Here is a 22,361-nt window from a genome sequence, read left to right as displayed (position 1 = left end):
GAGCGTCACGCTGGCGCAACGCTAGGCGTCGAGCGCCACTCCAATGTGACGTTCGACACCCAAGAATCGACTATGTGCGCGAGGCTCAGGCGATCGGGTACGGCCACGGGTTGAACCGGCAGGTCTTGCCATCTGGCTTGACCTCATCGGGGTCGAACTTGGCACCGTCGTCATTGGCCGTCGAGAACGTTTGCTGCATCATCACCGGGGCGAGGCCACCCTCCTGGTCGCACGGTTCGTGGCGCACATAGCCGATCGCGTGGCCCACCTCGTGGTTGACCACGTACTGCCGGTACGAGCCAACGTCGCCTTCGAACGGAACCGCCCCGCGCACCCAGCGAGCCTCGTTGACAAACACCCGTGATTGCCGATCGGCACCGAACGACGGGTTGTAGCAAGAAGTTTCGAGGCGGAACTCGTAGCCGCAGCCTTCCCGCACACTCACCGGCGACACCAGCGAAATCCGGAAGTCCGGCTTGCCGCTGTCGATCCGGATGAAGGCGAACTGGGGATTGTGGGTCCAGCCTTTGGGATTCGCCAACGTCTGGTCGACCATCTGGGCGAACGCGTTGTCCCCGCCGTACATCGTCGGGTCCAGACCGTTTTCGATCTCGACGGTGTACCTGAACACCTTGGCGGTGCCCTGACCGACTTGCGGCGTCGAGCCGGGAACCACCCGGTAGCTCTTGTCGCCCGCCTCGGTGAACAGGCCGCCGTCGGGCAGCGTCCCGGCCGGCAGGTTGGCGTCGAACGCAACGAGCCCCCGCGGCGGGGTGTCCAAGATCGATGTGCCCACCACACCGATTTCGGGTGGTTGTTGCGGAGTCTGCGCGGCCGCCTCTTTCGGACCGTTGGCTCCGGTCAGCGTTTGATAAATCACCATCACGGTGATCACTGCCAACACCGGCAGTGCATATGCGCGCCAGCCGTAGGTCGAGACAAACCTGCCCAGCCAGGTCTGCTTGCGCCATTGGCGTGGCCTGTCGCGCTGGGTCCGGGGCCGTCCCGCCGACTGCGCCAGCGGGTCACGCTGGGCACGCAGGGGCTCACGCCACTCGTCGCGCAGCACCGGCACTCGGCCAGTGCCGCGCACAGGCCGCGGGGACGTCATTTCCCCAGGATCGCACAACCTGGCTTGACTGCGTTCCTGGCGCGCCCGAATGCGCCGATCAGTCGGGGAGACGGCGCAGGTAGTAATGTCGTTGCGACAACGATGCCGCCACGGGGACGGGACGGGTGGCGGACGATGGAATCAGATGAGGACCAATGAGCGATCTCACTAAGGCGGCGCGTCGTGCCGTGAGATCGAACGACCGCGAGCGGCCGTCCGAGGCCGCACCCGCGAATCGACGCGGCAACCGGTTGCCCCGCGACGAGCGCCGGGGCCAGTTGCTGGTCGTGGCCAGCGACGTCTTTGTCGACCGCGGCTATCACGCGGCGGGCATGGACGAGATCGCCGACCGGGCTGGTGTAAGCAAACCCGTTCTGTACCAACATTTTTCGAGCAAGCTGGAACTTTACCTGGCGGTGTTGTCCCGGCACGTGGACAACTTGGTCACCGGTGTGCAGGACGCATTGCGTACGACCACCGACAACCGAGGCCGACTGCACGCGGCCGTCCAGGCGTTCTTCGATTTCATCGAGCACGACAGCCAGGGATATCGGCTGATCTTCGAGAACGACTACGTCACCGAGCCGGAGGTGGCCGCCCAAGTGCGCGTCGCCACCGAATCCTGCATCGATGCGGTGTTCGCCTTGATCGCCGAGGACTCCGGCCTGGACCCACACCGCGCCCGCATGATCGCGGTCGGCCTAGTGGGCATGAGCGTCGACGCCGCTAGGTACTGGTTGGATTCCGATCGCCCGATTTCAAAATCGGACGCCGTCGAGGGCACCGTGCAGTTCGCTTGGGGCGGGCTTTCCCACGTGCCGCTTGCCCGCAACTGACCCCGCCAGGCGCCGCGAGCAGCGGTTATGCCTTGGCGATGATGTCGGTTCCGATCCCGAAGCCGACTCGGCGGGCATCGGCAGGCCCGATTTCCACGTACGCGATCTTGGCGGTGTTGACCAGGTAGCGCCGGCCGCGCTCATCGGTGAGACTCAACAGGCTCGAGCCGCCGGCCAGTGCCTCGCTGACCGTTTCCTCGACCTCTGCGGGCGACTGCGCACTGGAAAACACCAGCTCGCGCGGACTGTCCGTGATACCGATCTTGACCTCCACGGGGGCCCCCTTCCGTTGGTATTCCATCGCAGCGTGTCAGCAGCAGGCTAGTAGACGCCGCTGACGGCCGCTAAGGCTGCCTGACGCAGACGGCAACGCGCACTATCCGGAACCATCACAATTCGGCCTAGGGTCGGTCTAGTGTTGGCCAACTCCGCTCTCGTCGGCCGCTTTGCCAATGCCTCATCAATAACATTGGCACCATCAGTACCACCACGCGCACGCTCCATGACGACGTCCAGGACTACCCGGACGACGAGAGCTATTACGACAACGGAGCCGACCAGGGCTACGGCGATGACGGCTACCACGATGACGAAGCCGATTACAGCTACGCCGAGCTCGCCTGGCCGGCCGACCGTCGGTGGCGCCCGGTCACGGCGCTCCTCGGCGGGGTGATCGCCGTCGGCGCCATCGCGACCGCCGTCATCATCAACAGCGGGGACAGCGCGACGACAAAGGCCACCGTGATCCCCAGCCGGCCGCCGGTTTCCACCGCGACGCGGACCACGCTGCCGTCAAGCGCCCCGGCTTTGACGACACCCAGCAGCCCGCCCAGCGCCAATATCCCGTCCCTGCCGCCGGAGACGGTCGTTACGTTGACACCTCAGACGACACCCCCGACCGCGAGCCTGCCCGGGGTACCGCCCACCGCCGCGCCGACATTGCCGCGCACTGCCACGCCCCCGGGCGCGGCGCTGACTCCCCGCACCGTCGTCTACAGCGTGACCGGAACCAAGCAGCTCTTCGACCTGGTGACGGTCATCTACACCGACGAAAAGGGCTTCCCCCAGACCGAGGTCAACGTCGCGCTGCCATGGACCAAGGTTGTGGTCCTCAACCCGGGCGTGCAGGTCGAGTCGGTGATCGCGACCAGCCTCGGGGGGCACCTCAGCTGCACGATCACCAATGCCCAGGGGCAACTGGTCGTTGCGTCCAGCAGCGACGGGATGCTCGCGACCTGCACAAAGTAGCTTGAGGGCTAGCTCAGCCCGAGTTCACGCATCCGTTGGTCGTGCGTCTGCTGCAGACGGTCGAAGAAGGACCCGAGCTGACCAAGGCCACCCGTCCCGGCCATCACCAAGTCGACGAGCTCGTCGTGGTCGGCCAGCACAAACTGGGCCTGCGTGATCGCCTCGCCCAGCAGCCGACGGGCCCACAGCGCCAACCGGCTGCGCTGTTTACCGCTGGAGGTCACCGCGGCGCGCACCTCGGCGACGACGAACTGCGAATGTTCCGTCTCCGCCAACGCCGCGCGCACAACGTCGGCGACCTCGTCCGGCAAACCGTCGGCGATCTCCAAATACAGGTCGGCGGCCAAGGCGTCAGCGACGTAGGTCTTTACCAACGCTTCCAGCCACGTACTGGGCATCGTCAAACGGTGGTAATTCTCCAAAGCCGACACGTACTTCGACATCGCCGGCACCACATCCACCCCGCGCTTTTCCAGCGCATCGCGCAGCAACTCGTAATGCCCCATCTCGGCGGCGGCGATACTGGCCATCGAGATCCGTCCGCGCAGGTCCGGTGCCATGCGCGCCTCTTCGGTCAGCCGGTAGAAGGCCGACACCTCGCCATACGCCAGCAACGCGAAAAACTCGTTGATGCCGGGATGATCCGCCGGCAGCCGGGGCCCGGACGAGTCGGCCACCTGGTCGGCGGAAGAGGGCGAAGGCATGGGCACACTCTAATAGGCACGGTAAATAGCCGGGGGAGCCCGCTGGACAACCCGTTATGATGGGTATTGGCAGTGGCTGCAATTTTCGTGCAGTTGTCTTCATTATTGAATCCTGGAGTCGCTGCCAGCGAAATGTGCGTGCACATGACTGGCCCCGCTCAGATCGGGCGGCGGGCCGGTGGCTCGGCGAGACAGTCGGAGTCGGAACTCGTGCGCGCGTGGACCGCGATAGAGAAAAAACCGACACAGAACGACAGCTCACCGAGAGGCTCTTCACCAGCGTATGACCGCACTTAAAAGCACAACAGAAACCACCCCGAAAACATTTGCCGAGCTTGGCGTCCGCGACGAAATAGTCCGTGCTCTGGCCGAAAAGGGCATCGAGTCGCCCTTTGCCATCCAAGAACTCACCCTGCCGCTGGCACTGGCCGGCGAAGACGTCATCGGCCAGGCCCGCACCGGAATGGGCAAGACTTTCGCGTTCGGCGTGCCGCTGCTGGAACGCATCACCTCTAACACCGCGACCAGGCCGCTCACGGGTGCTCCTCGGGCGCTGGTCGTCGTACCGACCCGCGAGCTGTGCATCCAGGTGACCGGCGACCTGACCCTGGCGGCCAAGAACCTGAAGGCGGGCGAAAACGGCGAACGCCCCCTGTCGGTGGTCGCCATCTACGGCGGACGTGCCTATGAGCCGCAGGTCGACGCTTTGCACAAGGGCGTCGACGTCGTGGTGGGCACTCCCGGACGGCTGCTCGACCTGAGCCAGCAGGGTCACCTGCAACTCGGCGGCCTGTCCGTGCTGGTCCTCGACGAGGCTGACGAAATGCTCGACCTGGGCTTCCTGCCCGACATCGAGCGCATCCTGCGTCAGATACCAGCGGACCGCCAGTCGATGCTGTTCTCCGCGACAATGCCGGACCCGATCATCACGCTGGCCCGCACCTTCATGGTTCAGCCCACCCACATCCGGGCCGAGGCGCCGCATTCGCTGGCCGTCCACGACACCACCCAGCAGTTCGTCTACCGGGCGCACGCGCTGGACAAGGTGGAGTTGGTCAGCCGGGTGCTGCAGGTCCGCGACCGGGGCGCGACGATGATCTTCACCCGCACCAAGCGCACCGCTCAGAAGGTTGCCGACGAGCTGAACGAGCGCGGTTTCAAGGTGGGCGCAGTGCACGGCGACCTGGGACAGATTGCGCGCGAGAAGGCGCTGAAGGCGTTCCGGTCCAGGGAAATCGACGTACTGGTCGCCACCGACGTGGCCGCTCGTGGAATCGACATCGACGACGTCACTCACGTCATCAACTACCAGTGCCCCGAAGACGAGAAGATGTACGTCCACCGGATCGGCCGCACCGGCCGGGCCGGCCGCACGGGCGTTGCGGTCACGCTGGTGGACTGGGACGAACTGCCCCGCTGGATGATGATCGACAAGGCGCTGGGTCTGGGTTCGCCTGACCCGGCGGAAACCTATTCCAGCTCGCCGCACCTCTACGCCGAACTCGACATCCCGACCGACGCCGGGGGTTCGATCGGCAAGCCCCACAAGACGTCGTCCACCCGTCGTGAGACACGGGAAACGCGGGAGTCGGAGGGCGTCGAGCAGAAGCCGCCGCGCGCCCGAAGCGGTAGCCGTCGTCGGCGCACCCGCGGCGGGAAGCCGATTACCGGGCACCCGACGGGCACCACGGTCAGCGAAACTCCCGCTGAGGCCGGGACGTGCGCTGGACCCGAGTCGCCGTCCGGCGGTTCCGGGACCGCCCGCCGTCGCCGTCGCCGCCGCAAGCCCGCCGATGCCGCCGTGTCGGCCAGCTGAGTCGGCCCACTAACCGCGCTAGAGGCCGCGCTCCCGCATGGTCAAACCCGAACGCCGCACCAAGGGCGACATCATTGCCGCCGCGGCGATCGTGGTTGTCGTGGTCGTGGTAGCGGCGCTGATCTGGTGGACCAGCGACGCCCGCGCCACGATCAGCAGGCCCGCCGCCGTTCCGGCAACCAACCCGACGCCGGCGCGCGAGGTCCCCGAGTCACTCACGCAACTGTGGACCGCGCCCAGCCCCGGCACCCGCGTGCCGGTGGCGGTGGGCGGCACGGTGGTCACCGCCAACGGCCGCCAGGTGGAAGGTCGCGACCCGACCACCGGTGAATCGCTGTGGAGTTACGCCCGTGACACCGATTTGTGCGGAGTGAGCTGGGTTTACCACTATGCCGTCGCCGTGTATCGCGACGGCCGCGGCTGCGGCCAGGTCAGCACGATCGACGGATCGACCGGTCGCCGCGGGCCCGCCCGTAGCAGCTACGCCGACGATCACGTGCGCCTTTCCTCCGACGGCTCAACGGTGTTGTCGGCGGGCAACACCCGGCTGGAGCAATGGCGCTCCGACATGGTGCGGATGCTGTCCTACGGCGAGACCGACGCGCGGGTGAAACCGGTGAACCGCGGCCTGAACTCGGGATGCGTCCTGGAATCGGCAGCGGCCGGCCCGTCGGGGGTATCGGTGCTCGAGTCGTGCGACAACCAGGACTTGAAGCTGCTGCTGCTGCGCGCGGGCAAGGAAGAAGACGAACCCGAACAGCACGCAGTGCCCGAACCTGGGGTAAGGCCCGGTTCGGGCGCCCGGGTGCTCGTCATGTCGCAGACCTACACCGCCGTGTACCTGCCGGCACCGCAACCCAGGGTCGACGTGGTCGACCAGACCGGGGCCGTCGTGTCGACCAAGTCGTTGTCCAAACCGCCGTCGTCCGCCGCCGTGGTGTCGCAGTCCGGCAGCGTCGTGACGTGGTGGACCGGCGACCAGGTGATCGTCTTCGATGCGACCAACCTCACCGAGCGCTACACGATCGCCGCGGGTGAGACGGTGAGTGTGCTCGGACCTGGCGTGATGATGGCCAGTCAGCTGCTGGTTCCGATCACGGGTGGTCTCGGCGTGTATGACCCGGTCAACGGCGAATACCTGCGCACGATTCCGGTGGACCGACCGCCCAGCGACGCACCGGTCGTCCCGATCGTCTCGGGCGCCAAGGTGATCGAACAGCGCGGCGACACCGTCGTCGTACTCGGCTGACACTTTCTCCGGCGAGCAGACGCGAACTCATACAAATTGTGCGGTTTTCGTACGACTTAGCGTCTGCTCGCCGGAGAACTAGACCTCGACTTCGAACGTCGGCAGCGGCTTGCCGGACTTCCAGTGCTTGAGCAGCGCCTGCGCCAACTCCTGGTAGGCGATCGCGCCTTTGTTCTTGCGGCCTGACAGCACCGAAGCCCCCGACGCGCTGGCTTCGGCAAAGCGCACCGTGCGGGGGATCGGCGGCGCCAGCACCGGCAGCTGGTATCGGTCCGCGACGTCGAGCAGCACATCGCGTGTGTGCGTGGTTCGCGAGTCGTAGAGGGTCGGCAGCGCGCCCAGCAACCGCAGCTTCGGATTCGTGATCTGCTGGACATCGGCGACCGTGCGCAGGAACTGCCCCACCCCGCGGTGGGCCAGCGTCTCGCACTGCAGCGGCACGATCACCTCGTCGGCGGCGGTCAACCCGTTGAGCGTGAGCACGCCCAACGACGGCGGGCAGTCGATGATCACCACGTCGAAGTCGTCGGCCAGCTTGGCCAGCGCCCGCTTGAGCGCATACTCGCGGCCGGCCCGCATCAAGAGCATCGCCTCCGCACCGGCCAGGTCGATGTTGGCCGGCAACAGCGTCATTCCCTCTACCGTCGACACCAGCGCGGCGTTCGGTTCGACCTCACCGAGCAACACCTCATGCACCGAGACCGCCAGCTTGTCCGGATCCTGGCCAAGCGAGAAGGTCAAGCAGCCCTGCGGATCCAGGTCGACCAGCAGCACTCGCCGTCCCTTGTCCACCATTGCCGCGCCCAGCGAGGCGACCGTGGTCGTCTTGGCCACCCCACCCTTCTGGTTGGCCACAGCCAGTACCCGCATTTCTGTCACAAGGCCATCCTGACACGTATCGCTCATTCCGGTCGGGGCAGCAGGCCCCGCATGGCCTTGGCGTGTCTCGGGCACAATCTCGGCATGGGCCTGCACAACCACCGACTGCTGCTGATGCGCCATGGTGAAACCAAATGGTCGAAATCGGGCCAACACACGGGCCGAACCGACATCGACCTGACCGAAGCCGGTCGCATGCAGGCCCAGCTGGCCGGACGGGCCATTCGGGAGCTCGGGCTCTCGGACCCACTGGTGATCAGCAGCCCTCGTAAACGGGCTCTGGTCACCGCCGAACTGGCCGACCTCACGGTCGATGAGGTCTCTCCGCTGCTCGCCGAATGGGACTACGGCTCCTACGAAGGGCTGACGACGGCGCAAATCCGCGAATCCGAACCGGGTTGGCTGGTCTGGACGCGGGGTTGCCCGGAAGGCGAGACCCCCGAACAGGTCAGCGACCGCGCCGACCTCGCCATCGCGCTGGCGCTCGAGCACATGGAATCCCGCGACGTGCTGTTCGTCAGCCATGGGCACTTCTCCCGCGCGGTGATCGCCCGCTGGCTCGAGCTACCCATCCGCGAGGGCAGCCGCTTCGGCATGGTCACCGCATCGATCGCGGTCTGCGGGTTCGAGCACGGGGTGCGCCAGCTGATCGCACTCGGGCTGCAGGGGCATCTGGACTTGTGAATTCGAGCAATTGGCCCAGCGAACCGCCGTTCGTACTGAGCGGGCCCGGGGGGACGTTAGTTGCCGACGGAGTCACGGCGCAATTCAGCGACGTGCGGGCGGCGCAGGCAGCGCTGCGTTCCGGCGACGCACCAATGCTGTTAGGCGCGTTGCCTTTCGACGTGGCGCGGCCGGCGGCGCTGATCACGCCGCGGACAGTCCGCCGATCCGAGAGGCCGCCCGACTGGCCGACCGGACCGTTGCCGGCGGTGCGGGTGGGCTCTTCCGTCCCGCCGCGGGCCGAGTACCGCGAGCGGATTGGCCGCGCTAGGGATCACCTTGCAGCAGCGGACAACTCGTTACGCAAGGTGGTGCTGGCACGGGCCTTACCACTGTCCGCCGATGCCCCGCTGGACACCCGCATCATCCTGCGTCGGCTGACTCAGGCCGATCCGACGGCTTACGGCTACCTCGTCGACCTGACCCCGGCCGGTGCAGACTACCGGGGGGCGGCGCTGGTGGGCGCCAGCCCGGAACTTCTGGTCGCGCGGTTCGGCGATCGGGTGGTGTGCCAACCCTTTGCCGGCTCCGCCCCGCGCGCCGACGACCCCGACCGCGACGCCGCCAACGGGGCCGCGTTGGCCGGTTCGGCAAAGAACCGCCACGAGCACCAGTTGGTCATCGAGACCATGCGTGCGGCGCTGGAGCCGCTGTGCCGCGAGCTGACCATCGCGCCCGAACCACAGCTGAGCCGCACGGCGGCCGTGTGGCACCTGTGCACCCCGATCAGCGGCGTACTGCGCGAAACATCAACGACAGCAATAGATCTGGCACTAGCGCTGCACCCCACTCCCGCAGTCGGCGGAGTCCCCACCAAGGACGCCGTCGAGCTCATCGCGGAGCTGGAAGGTGACCGCGGCTTCTATGCCGGCGCCGTGGGTTGGTGCGACGCGCGCGGCGACGGCCGCTGGGTGGTGTCGATCCGCTGCGCACAGTTGTCCGCGGATCGCCGCACCGCGCTGGCCCGCGCCGGTGGCGGCATCGTCGCAGAATCCGATCCCGATGACGAAGTGGATGAAACCACAACGAAGTTCGCCACCATACTGAACGCGCTGGGAGTGAAGAAGTGACTGACAGCATCCGCCGCGCCGCTCCGAAAGACACCGCCGACATCGTGGCCATGATTCACGAACTCGCGGCGTTCGAACGGGCACCCGAACAATGCACCGTCACCGAACCACAAATTGCCGCAGCACTTTTCGGTGAAAATCCCACCGTATTCGGGCATGTCGCCGACGTTGACGGCAACGTCGCCGCGATGGCGCTGTGGTTTCTGAGCTTTTCCACCTGGGACGGCGTCCCGGGCATTTTCCTGGAGGACCTCTACGTGCGACCGGCGTTCCGACGCCGCGGTCTGGCCCGTCGACTCCTGGCGACGCTGGCCGGCGAATGCGTCGACAAAGGTTACACGCGGCTGTCGTGGGCGGTGCTGAACTGGAACGTCGATGCCATCGCGCTCTACGACGGGGTTGGCGCACGACCCCAGTCCGAGTGGACCACCTATCGCTTATCCGGCCCCGAACTGGCCGCGCTCGCCGGGCCGCGCTGATCATCGCCGGCCGCCCAACGCAGCGACGGCGGGCTGAACAGCAACACAAGTGCGGCCAGCGACACGAGCGCCAGCGGGACTCCGTAGAGCGGGCGATGCGATCCGACGGCCAGGTACCACGCCACCGGCAGCAGCAACAGTTGAGTGAACACACCCAAGCCGCGGCCCCAGCGCTTGCCGGCCAGCAGGGCGCACCCGCCTGCCAGCACCCCTCCCCCAATCAGCACAAACCACAGGGCGGTGCCGAGTCCGTTGACGACGTGCTGGTCCGCTCCAGCGATGCTGCGCACCACCAACGCGGCGGCCATCACCAGTGCCGCGGCGCCTTGCCCTACGACGATCCAGCCTGCGCGGCGCACGGTGGTCGGGGCTGCAGCGTTCACAGCGTCAGCGTAGTCGGCGCCGACATTGCGCAGTCGCTGTCCGGGCCAGGTCGTTACGCCCCCTAAGCTCTTGCCTCATGCGTGCCATGTTGATCGTCAACCCCATTGCCACCAGCATCACGCCCGCAGCTCGTGAACTTGTGGCGCACGCCCTGGAAAGCCGCGTAGAACTCACCGTCGAGCAGACCGCGTACTCCGGCCACGCCTTCGAACTCGGCAAGGTCGCCGCCGCCGACGGCTACGACCTCGTCGTCGTGCACGGTGGCGACGGGACGGTCAGCGCGGTGGTCAACGGCATGCTCGGCCGCCCCGACCAGGCGGCACCCGACCAGCTGCGCGCAAACGTGCCCGCGGTCGGAATCATCCCCGGCGGCTCAGCGAATGTGCTGGCCAGGGCGTTGGGAATACCGACAGACCCCGCCGCGGCCAGCAACCAGCTGATCCAACTGCTCGACGTGCACGAGCGCACCGGGAACTGGCGCCGCATCGGCCTGATCGACTGCGGCGAGGTCTGGGCGATCGTCAACGCCGGCGTCGGCGTCGACGCGGAGGTGGTCGCCGCGGTCGAAGAGAAGCGACGTCAGGGCGTCAAGGTCACGCCGTTGAACTACTGGCGGATTGCGACGCCGGTCTCGGTGCGGTTCAGCCGCCGCGAGCCGAACCTCATCTTGGAGCTCCCCGAGCGCGAGCCCATTCCGGGCGTGCATTTCGCCTGGGTGTGCAACACGAACGTGTGGACCTACAGCAGCAACCGGCCGATGGTCACCAACCCGGGTTGCAGCTTTGAGACCGGCCTCGGCCTGTTCGCACTCACCAGCATGAAGCTGATTCCGACGATCAGATTGCTCCGCCAGCTCATGGCCAAGCGGCCCAAGCTGGAGGCCAAGCAACTGATCCGCGATGACGACGTGAGTTACGTGCGCGTCACACGCATGCGGGAGCCGGCCGCCGTCCAGTTCGACGGAGAATACCTCGGCCTGCGCGAAACCATGACCTTCCGCGAGGTCCGCGACATACTTCCGGTGGTTGCGCCGCCCTCACAAAAAGCTGTCTGACCTGCGGTGATCAAAGATGTGACATGCTCGCGACGGAAATGTTGGGCGCAATTCGTACAGCAGTGTAGTACAACGGACTAAGGGCTTCGGTAAGAGACTGCCGAAGTGAGATAGCCCACGAGCTCGCGTAACGCTATTGACATCTAGTGAGCCTGTGAAACGATCAAAAGGTTGCATGCAGAAATATCCGAGGGGTACGGAACCTTTCTTGCGCACGCGTTAACTAGCCAAGAAAACGCCGTGCGCCTTGCTGCGCACTTAGTGAGGAGTAGTGACTAATGGATTGGCGCCATAGGGCGGTCTGTCGTGACGAGGATCCGGAGCTGTTCTTCCCGGTAGGGAACAGTGGCCCGGCGCTCGCACAGATCGCTGACGCGAAACTGGTCTGTAATCGGTGCCCGGTGACCACGGAATGCCTTGGTTGGGCCCTCAATACCGGCCAGGACTCGGGCGTCTGGGGAGGAATGAGCGAAGACGAGCGGCGTGCGCTCAAGCGCCGCAATGCCCGGACGAAGGCCCGCAGCGGAGTCTGACGACTCGATACGCGACTTTACGGCCCCGGCGAACGAAGTCGGGGCCGTATTGTTGCGCCTACACCACCAATCGGGCCCGCCGTCCAATCGGTACGCGCAGCACCACATCGGTGCCGCGATCGGCGCTTTCCCGCATTCCCAACGACCCGTCCAACTCGGCGGATACCAGCGTCCGGACGATCTGCAGACCTAAGCTGTCCGACTTTTCCAGGCTGAACCCTTCGGGCAGGCCGCGTCCGTCGTCGTGTACCACCACGTCGAGCCAGCGCGCTGAGCGCTCCGCCCGAATGGTCACCGACCCTTGATCGGCGGGGTCGAACGCGTGCTCGATCGCGTTTTGCACCAGTTCGGTGATGACCATGATCAGCGCCGTCGCCCGGTCGGAGTCCAGCACTCCCAAATCGCCGACCCGGTTGATGCGGATCGGCCGATCTACCGAGGCCACGTCGTTCATCATCGGCAGGATCCGGTCGATGACCTCGTCGAGGTTCACCTGCTCGTCCACCGACATCGACAGCGCATCGTGGACCAGCGCGATCGACGACACCCGGCGTACCGATTCGATCAGGGCTTCCCGGCCTTCGGCGTTGGCGGTCCGCCTGGCCTGCAGCCGTAGCAGCGCGGCCACCGTTTGTAGGTTGTTCTTCACTCGGTGGTGGATTTCCCGGATCGTGGCGTCTTTGGAGATCAGCGCGCGGTCCCGGCGTTTCACCTCGGTGACGTCGCGGATCAGGATCGCGGCACCGGCACTTTCCCCCTTGCGGACCAGCGGCAGCGTCCGCAGCAGCACGGTGGCGCCGCCGGCGTCGACCTCCATGCGCACACTGGCCCCGCCGGCCAGGAGGTCGAGTACATGCTCTGCCAGTTCCTGCGCCTCGAACGGGTCGGAGATCAGCGGCCGGGTGACCCTGATCAGGTTGTGGCCCTCCAAGTCGCTGGTCAAGCCCATCCGGTGGTAGGCCGACAGCGCGTTGGGACTGGCGTACGCCACGACGCCGTTGACATCCAGCCGGATGAAGCCGTCACCCGCCCGCGGCGTGGAACGCGACATCGCCACGTCCTTGACGTCGGGAAAGGTGCCCTCGGCCACCATGTGCAGCAGGTCGATGGCGCATTCGTGGTAGGCGGTTTCCAGGTGGCCCGACGAGCGTTCGGCCGCCAGTTCGGTTTGGTGCTGGGTGAGCACCGCCACCACCTGGTCGCGGTAGCGGACCGGGGAGGCCGCGATGTTCGGGCCGGGCAGTTGCTCCGACTGCTCGGCGTCGCCGGTCGCCAGAACCCTGCCGGTGACGAAGGTCTCGGCAACCAGGGGCAAGTGATCGGCGGTGACGACAGTGCCCACCGCGTCCCGCTGCAGGACCGTCGGAGCGGTGTTCGGTCGGCACTGGGCCACGCACACGAGCACGTCGTCGTCGCGGCGCACCCACATCAGGTAATCGGCGAAGGACAGGTCGGCCAGCAGCTGCCACTCCCCCACCACGGCGTGCAGGTGGTCGACCGCGCTGCCCGGCAACACCGTGTGTTCGGCGAGCAGATCACCGAGAGTGGACATTGCTCAGGTGCTAGCTGATCACCGCGATGAGGTCGCCGGCCTGGATCACGTCGCCCACCGACACGCTCACTTTGCTGACGGTGCCTCCGACCTCGGCGAGGACGGGTATCTCCATCTTCATCGACTCCAGCAGCACCACAACGTCGCCTTTGCCGATCTGGTCGCCTTCGCTGACAACGACTTCGAGCACGCTCGCCACGATCTCGGCGCGCACATCCTCGGCCATCTTCACCCCACTCGTTTCGGCCGTCCGCATGTTGACTGCTGGTCCATCAGGGTCATGTATATCGAACCATAAGGCCGCTTGGGGCTGCGCCGCGCGGGCTAGCGACGGCCCTTGACCGGTTTCATGAGACACTGGGTACCAACTGGGCGCGATTCGCGGCCCTACTCGTACCAAGCCCTGACGGACTACGGAGGTTCTGACATGGCCAAGCGCGGCCGTAAGAAGCGTGATCGCAAGTACAGCAAGGCCAACCACGGCAAGCGTCCCAACGCCTAAAGCCGCTGCTCAAGCCGCTCTAGAGCCGTTCTTGCCCGCCACGGATGATCGTGGTCCGTCGGATTTCCAGCCGGAGGCGCTCGCGTAGGCCCTCGGGGGCCCGCTCCCCTTGGCACTTGGTCGCGATCAGTGTCTTGATTCGTTCCTCGAGCCCGTAATGCTTCAGGCATCCCGGGCAGGCCTCGAGGTGCTTGCGCAGCTTGGCGCGTGTCTCAGGTGTGCACTCGCCGTCCAGCAAGGTCCAGACCTCGGCGATCACTTCGGCGCAGCCCAGATAGTCGTGCGAGTCGTCGCCCAGCGAGCACGGATCGGTCGGGCCTGACAGCTCACTCATGACGACACCTCCTCGTGCGCATGCTTACCACGGTTGAAACCGCGCTCCTTGGCCACGTCAGCAAGCAGATCACGCAGCTGACGGCGGCCACGGTGCAGCCGCGACATCACGGTCCCGATCGGGGTATCCATGATTTCCGCGATTTCTTTATAGGGGAAACCTTCGACGTCGGCGTAATAAACCGCCATACGAAATTCTTCTGGGAGCGCCTGCAGCGCCTCTTTGATCTCGGTATCCGGCAATGCTTCGAGGGCTTCGACTTCGGCTGAGCGCAACCCCGTCGAGGAATGCTCGGCATTGGACGCCAGCTGCCAATCGGTGATTTCCTCGGTCGGATACTCCGAAGGCTGCCGCTGCTTCTTGCGGTAGCTGTTGATGTAGGTGTTGGTCAGGATGCGGTACAGCCACGCCTTGAGGTTGGTGCCTTCCCGGAACGAACGGAACCCCGCGTAGGCCTTGACCATCGTTTCCTGCAGTAGGTCCTCTGCGTCGGCCGGGTTGCGTGTCATGCGCAGCGCGCCCCCGTAAAGCTGGTCCAGCAGCGGAATGGCGTCTCGTTCGAAGCGCTCGGTCAGTTCCGCGTCGGTTTCGACATGCGGCGCGGACTCGCCAACCTCCGGCCCGGTCAAGCCATCTATATCGGCCATGATGATTAATTGGGTCCCTTCAGTTGCGGTGTCGTAAGACGCCAACCGCTGCTCACCCAACAGGCTCGTTGCCGCTGACATCGGACTCCGTTCCCCAATCTAGAGGCTGCAACCGACAGTAGAAACCGCTCCAGTCAACAGCGCCGGTCGGCCCGCTATTTCCGTGGTGTTACCAGGGGCCTCACAGGAGCCGTGGAGCCGGACGTTAGGGTGTCGCCATGTCCCTCAACGGCAAGACCATGTTCATCTCCGGAGCCAGTCGCGGTATCGGTCTGGCAATCGCCAAACGCGCCGCTCAAGACGGTGCCAACATCGCCCTGATCGCCAAGACGGCCGAGCCGCACCCCAAGTTGCCGGGAACGGTGTACACCGCCGCCAAGGAGCTCGAAGAGGCGGGCGGACAGGCCCTGCCGATCGTCGGCGACGTCCGTGATCCGGAGTCGGTGGAGTCCGCGATAGCCAAGACCGTCGAGCAGTTCGGCGGCATCGACATCGTCGTCAACAACGCCTCGGCCATCAACCTCGGGTCCATCAAGGACGTGCCGATGAAGCGCTTCGACTTGATGAACGGCATCCAGGTGCGTGGCACCTACGCGGTGTCGCATGCGGCCATCCCGCACCTGATCGGCCGGGAGAACCCGCACATTCTGACGCTGTCTCCCCCGGTGCTGCTGGACAAGCAGTGGCTGAAGCCGACGGCGTACATGATGGCCAAGTTCGGGATGACGCTGTGCGCGCTCGGTATCGCCGAGGAGTTGCGGGAGGAGGGGGTCGCCTCGAACACGCTGTGGCCGCGCACCCTGGTGGCCACCGCGGCGGTGCAGAACCTGCTCGGCGGCGACGAGGCGATGGCCAAGGCTCGCAAGCCCGAGGTGTACGCCGACTCGGCCTACATCATCCTCAACAAGCCGTCGAGGGAGTACACCGGCAACACCCTGTTGTGCGAGGACGTGCTCGTCGAGAACGGCGTGACCGACCTGTCGGTGTATGACTGCGTGCCCGGCGGTGAGCTCGGCGTCGACTTCTGGGTGGACGGTGTGAACCCCCCGGGGTACAAGCAGCCGTAGCTGACGCACCCCCGCCCGGGAGACAAGCGCAGGGGCGCCCCCCGCTCCGCAGGCACGCTGGCCGGGCGCGTGCAGAGATCGACAGTGTTCGCGCTAGTCACGTCAGAACCCTTTGGCGCCAACAAATTTCATCGGTTTGAAATGGCCAAAGCCACCACGCCGGACGACTCCAGCGTGGTGACTTTTGGCCTGTTATGCGTTACCTGATCTAGATTCCTGGCAGGTGGACCGGCGGCACGTTGACCGGCGGGACGTTCACATCGGGCACGTTGACCGGCGGGACATTCACGTCCGGCACGTTGACCGGCGGCACGTTGACCGGCGGCACGTTCACGTCGGGCACGTTGACCGGTGGCACGTTCACATCGGGCACGTTGACCGGCGGCACGTTGACCGGCGGCACGTTCACATCGGGCACGTTGACCGGAGGCACGTTCACCGGCGGCACGTTGACCGGCGGCACGTTGACCGGCGGGACGTTCACATCGGGCACGTTGACCGGAGGCACGTTCACCGGCGGCACGTTGACCGGCGGCACGTTGACGTCCGGCACATTCACGTCCGGTATCGGCGGCGCCGGAACAAATGGATCCGCGGACGCCACGCCCATTCCGAGGCCGGCTGCGGTCAAGCCGATGCCACCGACAACCACTCCACGGCTGAACAGTCGCTTCAGATTCATCGCAATTTCCTCCCGTTTATTGTTCGGTGATGAACGGGTTACCCGTCGCCACTAGCCGCGAAACACCAAGCATGCATTGGTGGTCACATTCTTAAGGGACTGCTGCTCTTTGACTTTCAAACGAATCGACTCAAAAGCGCTGGTGCAGGCCGTAGTTGACGGAAGCGCAAAATGGTTGCAGCGAAAGCCATTTCCACCACCCCGTCAACGAACCCGGAATAGCCTGCAGGAAAACGTGTTCGTGATCACAGCGAGCTGCGCGACCGCTTACGTGTTTGTCACCCACCAGTCGGAGGCGTCCGCCGAGCCCGCCGGTTCGGCCGCGGCAATGGTCGACGCCACCGCCTGCGCCGCAACCACCTGCCTGATACGCGGATGGCGGTGACGCCAGAGACCCTGGGCGCTCGACGACCTCCATCGCCCGTACTGCGGCACCTACCTGGGCTCAAGGTGAGAAATGGCAATGTAGTGTTCCTGGACTATGCAGGGTCACGTGGCCGCGGAGAGCATGTCGGGCCAGCCGCTGGCCTGCTCCCCGGGCGCATGACCCGGAGGCGTTTTACCTGCCGCACAGTCTTCCCTGGTAGATCAGCCTTTTTCAGAGCGTCAGGAGGTCCATCATGTCGTCGTTGGTGATCGCGTCGCCTGAGGTATTGGCCGACGCGGCCCAGGAGCGGACCGGGATCGGCTCGGGGGTGCGCGCGGCTCACCGTGTGGCAGCGGCATCGTGACCGCGACGCCGGGCCTTGCCGCGCTAGTCAAAGCCGGTGTGCCGCATGAGGTCTTGCACTTCGAGGTCATCGGCGATCTGTCGAACGGCACCGGCATTGCGCCCGAGCAGGTGTTCAAGACCCTCATCGTCGCGCTGCCCCGCGAACTGGCGGTGGCGGTGATTCCGGTGCCTTCGAAGCTGTCGCTGAAGGCGGCCGCCGCGGCGCTGGGCGTGGCGAAGGCCAGCATGGCCGAACCGGCCGCCGCCGAACGTAGTACGGGCTACGTGGTCGGCGGCATCTCACCATTCGGGCAGCGAAAGAGACTGCGGACGGTGGTGGACAGTTCGGCGTTGCGGTGGGAACGGGTGCTGTGCAGCGCCGGCCGACGCCATTGGGATGTCGCGGTGGCTCCGCATGATCTGATCCGGTTGACCGACGCCGTCATATGGGACATCGCTGTGTAGGTCTCAGCGCGGCATGTTGTAGTAGTCGCGCCAGGCGTTGATCTTGCCGTCCGCCACCTCAAAGGCACCCATCAAGGGCTGGGCAATGTTGTTGCCGTCGTAGACGAACCGATCTACCCGTTCGGTCAACACGACGTTGCCGGTGACGGCGATGTTGACGACCTCCATCTCGGCGTGCTCCATCCGGCCCACATACTCTTCGACCGCTTTGCGAATCTCGGCAGAACCGCGGAATGTTCCATTCGGATCGGACCACGTCGCATCGGGACTGAAACAGCTCACGATCGCGTCGACGTCGCGCCTCTCCCACGCCTTCAGTTCGGCCAGCACAACCTGTTCGGGGTCCATAACTGGACATTGTGCGCCACATGTCAGCCGCACACATTCATCTCATCGATGTTGGGGGAACGCTGGTTTTTGTTCCCGCAACACGAGAGCGCTGCCCAATTTGGTCGTCTCGTCACATCCGCAAACTGCGGGCTCATAAGTACGTTTCATCGCAAGCGCAAGGTCGCGCCGCCACCATCCCACCGCAGCGAAAAGAGCTAGTGAATCATGATGCCCTACTTGACCATTGCCGGAATGATCGTATTGATCATGTTCCCGATCATCCTCCCGGCGCTGATCACCTTGGTACACAAGATCACTGAGCCCAAGACTGAATCACTTCAGTCGCACCGACTGCCGCAGCGCCGACCGGTCGAAGCCTCGTGAGACCCCATCACCACTAACGCGAGCAGACGCAAAATCCCTCGTAAGCAAGGCATTACGGGGGATTTAGCGTCTGCTCGCGGTCAGACCGTCAGATATCCGCCGTCGACGGCGACGGTGGTGCCGGTGATGTAGGACGCGGCGTCGGTGCACAGGAACAGGGCCGTTCCGACGCAGTCTTGGGGGGTTCCGGGCCTGCCGAGCGGTGTGTGAAATCCGATTTCGACGTCCACGATCTGCTTGATGTCCAAGGCGGGCCGCGTCAGTCGAGTGTCGATCAGTCCTGGCGCGATGGCGTTCACCCGTATTCCGTCGGCTGCCCACCTGCGGGCAAGATTCATCGTCAAAGCGAGCAAGCCCATCTTTGACGAGGCGTAACCGGGTACGAAGACCGCAGAGCGAAAAGCGGCCATCGAGACGATATTGATCACCGAAGAACCACCGGCGGCCGTGCTCGACTTGAGCCGCTCATAGCACCGCATGCTCAGTCGCATGGGACCGAGCATGTTCTGCTGCACCGACGCGGCGTAGCCGTCCGGGTCGTATTCGTCACCGGCGGGATAGGCCCCGCCGGCATTGTTGATCAGGATGTCCAGATCACCAAGCGAAGTGACCAACGCATCGACCGAGTCGGGATCTTGAATCCGGCACTGTCGGTAAGTGAATGCGCTGAGGTCGTCGTCGTAATCCTCAGCGCTGGAACGGGTTCCGGTGATCACCACATCAGCCCCGGCCGTGACGAAGCCGTTGGCGATGGCATGGCCGATACCCCTGGTCCCGCCTGTCACCAGGACATTGCTGCCGGTGAAATCGAAGCTGACGGTGTTCATTCGGTCATCCCCAATTCGTTGATCCGCGCGGTGAACCCGGCCGGGTCCTCTGCAGAAGTTATCGTGCCAGCCCGGGGACGTCGGTGGATTCGGTTGGGTGACGGCGCGGGACTTTCTGAACGTCTACGCGACCCGACTCGCGCGGCGTGAATGTAGCGCCGGTCCGCTGTAACAAAGCGTAGCTATCCGGCGAAAACGGCAATGTAGTCGCCCGACGGGAGTTAGCTTAAGGCTGTCCGCCGAGGCGGATCACCGCATGGAGATTGGATGGATATGAAGCGATTGACGTTCACAGTTGCCGCCGCGGGTGTGCTCGCATCTGCGGGGTTGATGACCGGTGTGGGCATCGGTCACGCCGACACATTCCAGACCGAGGGTAGCTACCCGAGTCGACAAGCTTGTCAGGATGCCGGTCCGGCCGTGAAAGCCTCGACACCGCCGTTTAATTGGAACAACTTCTGGTGTGTTCCGGATCCTCAGACGTTTGGCAACTGGCGCCTGGTCCTCAGTAACGGTTGATACCGCGGCTCAGGACTGCGTGTAGTTGTAGAAGCCCTCGCCGGTCTTGATGCCGAGTTTCCCTGCGTCCACGTAGGACTGCAGCAGTTCCCGCACGCTCCTGGGAAGGTGCGGAAACTCTTGGGCGTAATGGTTTTCGACGTCGAGCACCACATCCAAACCGACCATATCCATCATCTGGAACGGACCAGCCGGAACTCCCCAATTGACCTTGAACATGCCGTCGACGTCCTCGGGGCGAGCCACCCCCTCGGCGACCACGGCCAGCGATTCGCGTTTTATGGCAGCCCAGATCCGGTTGAAGATGAAGCCGGTGCATTCTTTGCGGGCTTCGAAGGGATGCACGCCGAATTCCGGCAACACAGCCAACAGGGTGTCGAGCAGACCGCGGTCGGTCTGGCCGTCCGACATCAAGTCCAAGGCGTTGATCTGCGGTGGCATGTAGAAGTGCGTGTTGCACAAACGTGTTTTGTCACGGACGTTTTCGGCCATCAACCGGGACGGGAACGACGACGAGTTGGTGGCGAAAATGGTGTCCGGTGGTGCCGCCCGGTCAATTTCACCCCACAGCGGAACCTTGACCTCAAGCTTCTCCGAGACGGACTCGACGGCCAGCCACGCGCCGTCCAGTGCCTCTTCGAGCGAGTCCGTCCCGGTCACGGTGCCGACCTCGCCAAACCCTCTGTCCTGAACCACTTTTGGCAGAGTGTCTGCCACGTACTGGATCGCCTCGGCGCGCTGTTCGGCCCGGCGCGCATAGATTCGCACGGTACCGCCTCGGCTGGCGAACATCAATGCGATGCGACGGCCCAAGGTTCCGGCACCGATCACCGCGACCGGGCGGTCCCGGATGTCCTCGAAGGTGTAGGTGTACGACGTCACTCACGCATGCTAAGTCGCATTGTTCGATCCGGGCCAAAGTGACGACGATGATACGACCGAGCTGAAAAGGAGAGCCGGATGCAGGCCGTCATTGCCGCGATGACAGGTAGATGTGCGTATGTGGCGTTGGGGTTGGTGCTGGGATTCGGGCTCGCACCGGGCACCGCCCACGCGACGGGCGGCCTGGCCTGCCGCGTCGACGACAACAATCTGAAGCTGGACTTCGACGGGGTGTACTCGCATTCGATTCCCAAGATTCATGCGGTCAGCGGCGAGTTCCGGTCCAAGCTTCCGCGCACGCCGAAGTCGTTGCAGCAGTTCACGCTGGACAGCTCGGATCTCCTGCAGCAATGGTGGCAAGACAGCGCTCTCAAGCTGCTGATCTACCGCGAGACGCAAGGCGACGACCCCTTCGCCTCGGTCCAGCTCGTCATCCAGACCACCCGCTCGTCGAACGAAGAATTGCGCTACGTCGGTGATTACCAGCTGAGGCTGTCGAGTGCCGGCGACGGCGGACAACCCCCGGTTACCGCCGGAGGGAACGTCAGCTGTTGGGACAGCCAATAGCTAGAGCAGAGTGATCTGCTCGGGTTCCGGCTCGGCGGGCTCAAGCAGTTCAGGTCCGTTGTTGCGGACGTTGTTGACCAGCGTCGAGACCTGGCGTATTTCGATGCCGCTCACGTCGGGCGGTCGCGCCAGCAGTTCGGGATCCAGGGGGGCGTCGGGGTTCAGCCAGGCGTCCCATTCCTCTTCGGACAGCATCAGCGGCATCCGATCATGAACCTGGGCCAGCTCGCCCACCGCATCGGTGGTGATGATCGTGCAGCTCAGCAGCGGCGCGGCATCTTTGGCCGGCTTCCACACCGACCAGAGCCCGGCCATGCACACCAAACCCCCGTCCTCGCGGTGCATGAAAAACGGCGTCTTGGGCCCCTTCTTCCCCTTCGGCGCCTCCAGGCTGCCCCGCCACTCGTACCAACCGTCCATCGGCACCAGGCAGCGCTTGTTCTTCGCCGAGCTACGGAACGCCGGCGAGGTGGCGACCTTGTCCGCCCGGGCGTTGATCAACAACGGGCCTTTGGTGTCCGGCGCCCCGTCGGGGCCGGCCTTGACCCAGGGGGGCAGCAGTCCCCAGCGCATGACCCGCAGCCGTCTCGTGGGCTCGTCGTCGGGCTCGCTGTGACGGCTGACGACGACGGCGATGTCGTTGGTAGGCGCCACGTTGAACTTGGGTGCCGCCGCATCGGCCGAGGCCCCGGTCGCTTCGTCGATTGCCTTGATCTTCTCGGCCAACTGCGCCGGGTCTGTGGTGACCGCGAATCTTCCGCACATGGTTCCCATGGTGCCCAATACCCATGACGCCCGCCGACAC

At 65.0% G+C, this 22,361-nt stretch carries 31 protein-coding genes; 17 read left to right on the top strand and 14 right to left on the bottom strand.

The window, feature by feature from the left end:
- Positions 1-85: 85 nt before the first annotated feature.
- Entirely contained in the window at positions 86-1,111 is a 1,026-nt protein-coding gene (locus BST27_RS01190) for a DUF3152 domain-containing protein (protein WP_069419037.1), read from the bottom strand.
- Positions 1,112-1,266: 155 nt separating this feature from the next.
- Here BST27_RS01190 and fasR point away from each other — a divergent pair, with 155 nt between their 5' ends.
- The gene (gene fasR, locus BST27_RS01185) at positions 1,267-1,947 is read left to right on the top strand and encodes an HTH-type transcriptional activator FasR (protein ID WP_069419036.1); all 681 of its coding nucleotides are present in this window, start codon (positions 1,267-1,269) and stop codon (positions 1,945-1,947) included.
- 25 nt (positions 1,948-1,972) lie between these two features.
- On the opposite strand, the gene BST27_RS01180 is transcribed toward fasR, so the two are convergent.
- On the bottom strand, positions 1,973-2,221 hold the full coding sequence (locus BST27_RS01180; protein ID WP_139804954.1) for a DUF3107 domain-containing protein: 249 nt from the start codon (positions 2,219-2,221) through the stop codon (positions 1,973-1,975).
- A 203-nt stretch (positions 2,222-2,424) separates the two neighbouring features.
- On the opposite strand from BST27_RS01180, the gene BST27_RS01175 reads away from it, so the two are divergent.
- Positions 2,425-3,195: an MmpS family transport accessory protein gene (locus BST27_RS01175; RefSeq protein WP_079219555.1), complete on the top strand. Its 771-nt coding sequence runs from the start codon at positions 2,425-2,427 to the stop codon at positions 3,193-3,195.
- An 8-nt stretch (positions 3,196-3,203) separates the two neighbouring features.
- Here BST27_RS01175 and BST27_RS01170 read toward each other — a convergent pair whose 3' ends face one another.
- The gene (locus BST27_RS01170; RefSeq protein ID WP_069419034.1) at positions 3,204-3,899 is read right to left on the bottom strand and encodes a ferritin-like fold-containing protein; all 696 of its coding nucleotides are present in this window, start codon (positions 3,897-3,899) and stop codon (positions 3,204-3,206) included.
- A gap of 283 nt (positions 3,900-4,182) precedes the next feature.
- Between BST27_RS01170 and BST27_RS01165 the strand changes: the two genes are divergently transcribed.
- The gene (locus BST27_RS01165) at positions 4,183-5,715 is read left to right on the top strand and encodes a DEAD/DEAH box helicase (protein WP_069419033.1); all 1,533 of its coding nucleotides are present in this window, start codon (positions 4,183-4,185) and stop codon (positions 5,713-5,715) included.
- A gap of 37 nt (positions 5,716-5,752) precedes the next feature.
- Complete coding sequence (locus BST27_RS01160) at positions 5,753-6,964, top strand: Rv3212 family protein (protein WP_069419032.1); 1,212 nt, start codon at positions 5,753-5,755, stop codon at positions 6,962-6,964.
- A 78-nt stretch (positions 6,965-7,042) separates the two neighbouring features.
- On the opposite strand, the gene BST27_RS01155 is transcribed toward BST27_RS01160, so the two are convergent.
- Positions 7,043-7,843 carry a ParA family protein gene (locus BST27_RS01155; RefSeq protein ID WP_139804952.1) on the bottom strand — a complete coding sequence of 267 codons (801 nt, stop codon included), beginning with the start codon at positions 7,841-7,843 and terminating at the stop codon, positions 7,043-7,045.
- Positions 7,844-7,927: 84 nt separating this feature from the next.
- Between BST27_RS01155 and BST27_RS01150 the strand changes: the two genes are divergently transcribed.
- From BST27_RS01150 to BST27_RS01140, 3 genes are read left to right on the top strand one after another with little or no spacing between them, the layout of a single operon-like run.
- A complete protein-coding gene (locus BST27_RS01150; protein WP_069419076.1) occupies positions 7,928-8,527 on the top strand; it encodes an acid phosphatase in 600 nt (199 codons plus the stop codon).
- Entirely contained in the window at positions 8,524-9,636 is a 1,113-nt protein-coding gene (locus tag BST27_RS01145; protein WP_069419030.1) for an isochorismate synthase, read from the top strand. The genes BST27_RS01150 and BST27_RS01145 overlap by 4 nt, the downstream gene beginning before the upstream one ends.
- Positions 9,633-10,115 carry a GNAT family N-acetyltransferase gene (locus BST27_RS01140; protein ID WP_069419029.1) on the top strand — a complete coding sequence of 161 codons (483 nt, stop codon included), beginning with the start codon at positions 9,633-9,635 and terminating at the stop codon, positions 10,113-10,115. Before BST27_RS01145 ends, BST27_RS01140 begins: the two co-directional genes overlap by 4 nt.
- Here BST27_RS01140 and BST27_RS01135 read toward each other — a convergent pair.
- A complete protein-coding gene (locus tag BST27_RS01135; protein WP_069419028.1) occupies positions 10,067-10,498 on the bottom strand; it encodes a hypothetical protein in 432 nt (143 codons plus the stop codon). The genes BST27_RS01140 and BST27_RS01135 overlap by 49 nt on opposite strands.
- 77 nt (positions 10,499-10,575) lie before the next feature.
- Here BST27_RS01135 and BST27_RS01130 point away from each other — a divergent pair, with 77 nt between their 5' ends.
- Both BST27_RS01130 and whiB1 read left to right on the top strand, forming a co-directional pair.
- On the top strand, positions 10,576-11,553 hold the full coding sequence (locus BST27_RS01130; RefSeq protein WP_069419027.1) for a diacylglycerol/lipid kinase family protein: 978 nt from the start codon (positions 10,576-10,578) through the stop codon (positions 11,551-11,553).
- A gap of 278 nt (positions 11,554-11,831) precedes the next feature.
- A complete protein-coding gene (gene whiB1 / locus BST27_RS01125) occupies positions 11,832-12,086 on the top strand; it encodes a transcriptional regulator WhiB1 (RefSeq protein ID WP_036353357.1) in 255 nt (84 codons plus the stop codon).
- Between the two features lie 58 nt (positions 12,087-12,144).
- On the opposite strand, the gene BST27_RS01120 is transcribed toward whiB1, so the two are convergent.
- The gene (locus tag BST27_RS01120) at positions 12,145-13,638 is read right to left on the bottom strand and encodes a sensor histidine kinase (RefSeq protein WP_069419026.1); all 1,494 of its coding nucleotides are present in this window, start codon (positions 13,636-13,638) and stop codon (positions 12,145-12,147) included.
- Positions 13,639-13,648: 10 nt separating this feature from the next.
- Entirely contained in the window at positions 13,649-13,864 is a 216-nt protein-coding gene (locus BST27_RS01115) for a biotin/lipoyl-binding carrier protein (RefSeq protein WP_069419075.1), read from the bottom strand.
- A 201-nt stretch (positions 13,865-14,065) separates the two neighbouring features.
- Here BST27_RS01115 and BST27_RS34930 point away from each other — a divergent pair, with 201 nt between their 5' ends.
- Positions 14,066-14,140 carry a 50S ribosomal protein bL37 gene (locus BST27_RS34930; RefSeq protein WP_089025046.1) on the top strand — a complete coding sequence of 25 codons (75 nt, stop codon included), beginning with the start codon at positions 14,066-14,068 and terminating at the stop codon, positions 14,138-14,140.
- Between the two features lie 19 nt (positions 14,141-14,159).
- Here the strand turns inward: BST27_RS34930 and rsrA are convergent, their stop codons facing one another.
- Together rsrA and BST27_RS01105 are read right to left on the bottom strand one after the other, a co-directional pair.
- Positions 14,160-14,474: a mycothiol system anti-sigma-R factor gene (rsrA, locus tag BST27_RS01110; protein ID WP_069419025.1), complete on the bottom strand. Its 315-nt coding sequence runs from the start codon at positions 14,472-14,474 to the stop codon at positions 14,160-14,162.
- Complete coding sequence (locus tag BST27_RS01105) at positions 14,471-15,121, bottom strand: sigma-70 family RNA polymerase sigma factor (RefSeq protein WP_170062257.1); 651 nt, start codon at positions 15,119-15,121, stop codon at positions 14,471-14,473. Before BST27_RS01105 ends, rsrA begins: the two co-directional genes overlap by 4 nt.
- A 218-nt stretch (positions 15,122-15,339) precedes the next feature.
- On the opposite strand from BST27_RS01105, the gene BST27_RS01100 reads away from it, so the two are divergent.
- On the top strand, positions 15,340-16,188 hold the full coding sequence (locus BST27_RS01100; RefSeq protein ID WP_069419023.1) for an SDR family oxidoreductase: 849 nt from the start codon (positions 15,340-15,342) through the stop codon (positions 16,186-16,188).
- A gap of 208 nt (positions 16,189-16,396) precedes the next feature.
- Here the strand turns inward: BST27_RS01100 and BST27_RS01095 are convergent, their stop codons facing one another.
- Entirely contained in the window at positions 16,397-16,870 is a 474-nt protein-coding gene (locus BST27_RS01095) for a hypothetical protein (protein WP_069419022.1), read from the bottom strand.
- A gap of 235 nt (positions 16,871-17,105) precedes the next feature.
- Between BST27_RS01095 and BST27_RS33080 the strand changes: the two genes are divergently transcribed.
- The 3 genes from BST27_RS33080 (at position 17,106) to BST27_RS01080 (ending at position 18,047) form a co-directional block, all read left to right on the top strand.
- Positions 17,106-17,255, top strand: a complete 150-nt coding sequence (locus BST27_RS33080; RefSeq protein ID WP_156789263.1) for a hypothetical protein — start codon at positions 17,106-17,108, stop codon at positions 17,253-17,255.
- Between the two features lie 235 nt (positions 17,256-17,490).
- A complete protein-coding gene (locus BST27_RS01085) occupies positions 17,491-17,601 on the top strand; it encodes a PE domain-containing protein (protein ID WP_079219556.1) in 111 nt (36 codons plus the stop codon).
- Positions 17,598-18,047 (top strand): YbaK/EbsC family protein, encoded by a 450-nt coding sequence (locus BST27_RS01080; RefSeq protein WP_232007253.1) that lies wholly within the window; start codon positions 17,598-17,600, stop codon positions 18,045-18,047. Before BST27_RS01085 ends, BST27_RS01080 begins: the two co-directional genes overlap by 4 nt.
- Before the next feature lie 3 nt (positions 18,048-18,050).
- Here BST27_RS01080 and BST27_RS01075 read toward each other — a convergent pair whose 3' ends face one another.
- Positions 18,051-18,395 carry a nuclear transport factor 2 family protein gene (locus tag BST27_RS01075; protein ID WP_069419019.1) on the bottom strand — a complete coding sequence of 115 codons (345 nt, stop codon included), beginning with the start codon at positions 18,393-18,395 and terminating at the stop codon, positions 18,051-18,053.
- 234 nt (positions 18,396-18,629) lie between these two features.
- Between BST27_RS01075 and BST27_RS34400 the strand changes: the two genes are divergently transcribed.
- On the top strand, positions 18,630-18,761 hold the full coding sequence (locus tag BST27_RS34400) for a hypothetical protein (RefSeq protein WP_264000437.1): 132 nt from the start codon (positions 18,630-18,632) through the stop codon (positions 18,759-18,761).
- Positions 18,762-18,841: 80 nt separating this feature from the next.
- Here the strand turns inward: BST27_RS34400 and BST27_RS01070 are convergent, their stop codons facing one another.
- Positions 18,842-19,588: an SDR family NAD(P)-dependent oxidoreductase gene (locus BST27_RS01070; protein WP_069419018.1), complete on the bottom strand. Its 747-nt coding sequence runs from the start codon at positions 19,586-19,588 to the stop codon at positions 18,842-18,844.
- A 267-nt stretch (positions 19,589-19,855) separates the two neighbouring features.
- Here BST27_RS01070 and BST27_RS01065 point away from each other — a divergent pair, with 267 nt between their 5' ends.
- Positions 19,856-20,107 carry a hypothetical protein gene (locus tag BST27_RS01065; protein ID WP_069419017.1) on the top strand — a complete coding sequence of 84 codons (252 nt, stop codon included), beginning with the start codon at positions 19,856-19,858 and terminating at the stop codon, positions 20,105-20,107.
- Between the two features lie 9 nt (positions 20,108-20,116).
- Here the strand turns inward: BST27_RS01065 and BST27_RS01060 are convergent, their stop codons facing one another.
- Positions 20,117-20,989 (bottom strand): 3-hydroxyacyl-CoA dehydrogenase family protein, encoded by an 873-nt coding sequence (locus BST27_RS01060; protein ID WP_069419016.1) that lies wholly within the window; start codon positions 20,987-20,989, stop codon positions 20,117-20,119.
- Positions 20,990-21,067: 78 nt separating this feature from the next.
- On the opposite strand from BST27_RS01060, the gene BST27_RS01055 reads away from it, so the two are divergent.
- Positions 21,068-21,556: a hypothetical protein gene (locus tag BST27_RS01055; protein WP_139804951.1), complete on the top strand. Its 489-nt coding sequence runs from the start codon at positions 21,068-21,070 to the stop codon at positions 21,554-21,556.
- Here BST27_RS01055 and BST27_RS01050 read toward each other — a convergent pair whose 3' ends face one another.
- Positions 21,557-22,321 (bottom strand): SOS response-associated peptidase, encoded by a 765-nt coding sequence (locus BST27_RS01050; RefSeq protein WP_069419074.1) that lies wholly within the window; start codon positions 22,319-22,321, stop codon positions 21,557-21,559.
- Positions 22,322-22,361: the final 40 nt, after the last annotated feature.

It is taken from the genome of Mycobacterium intermedium (genome assembly GCF_002086275.1).
GTDB classification, from domain to species: domain Bacteria; phylum Actinomycetota; class Actinomycetes; order Mycobacteriales; family Mycobacteriaceae; genus Mycobacterium; species Mycobacterium intermedium.
Note: the sequence above shows the minus strand (reverse complement) of the source record. Positions and strands in the feature narration are given on the sequence as shown.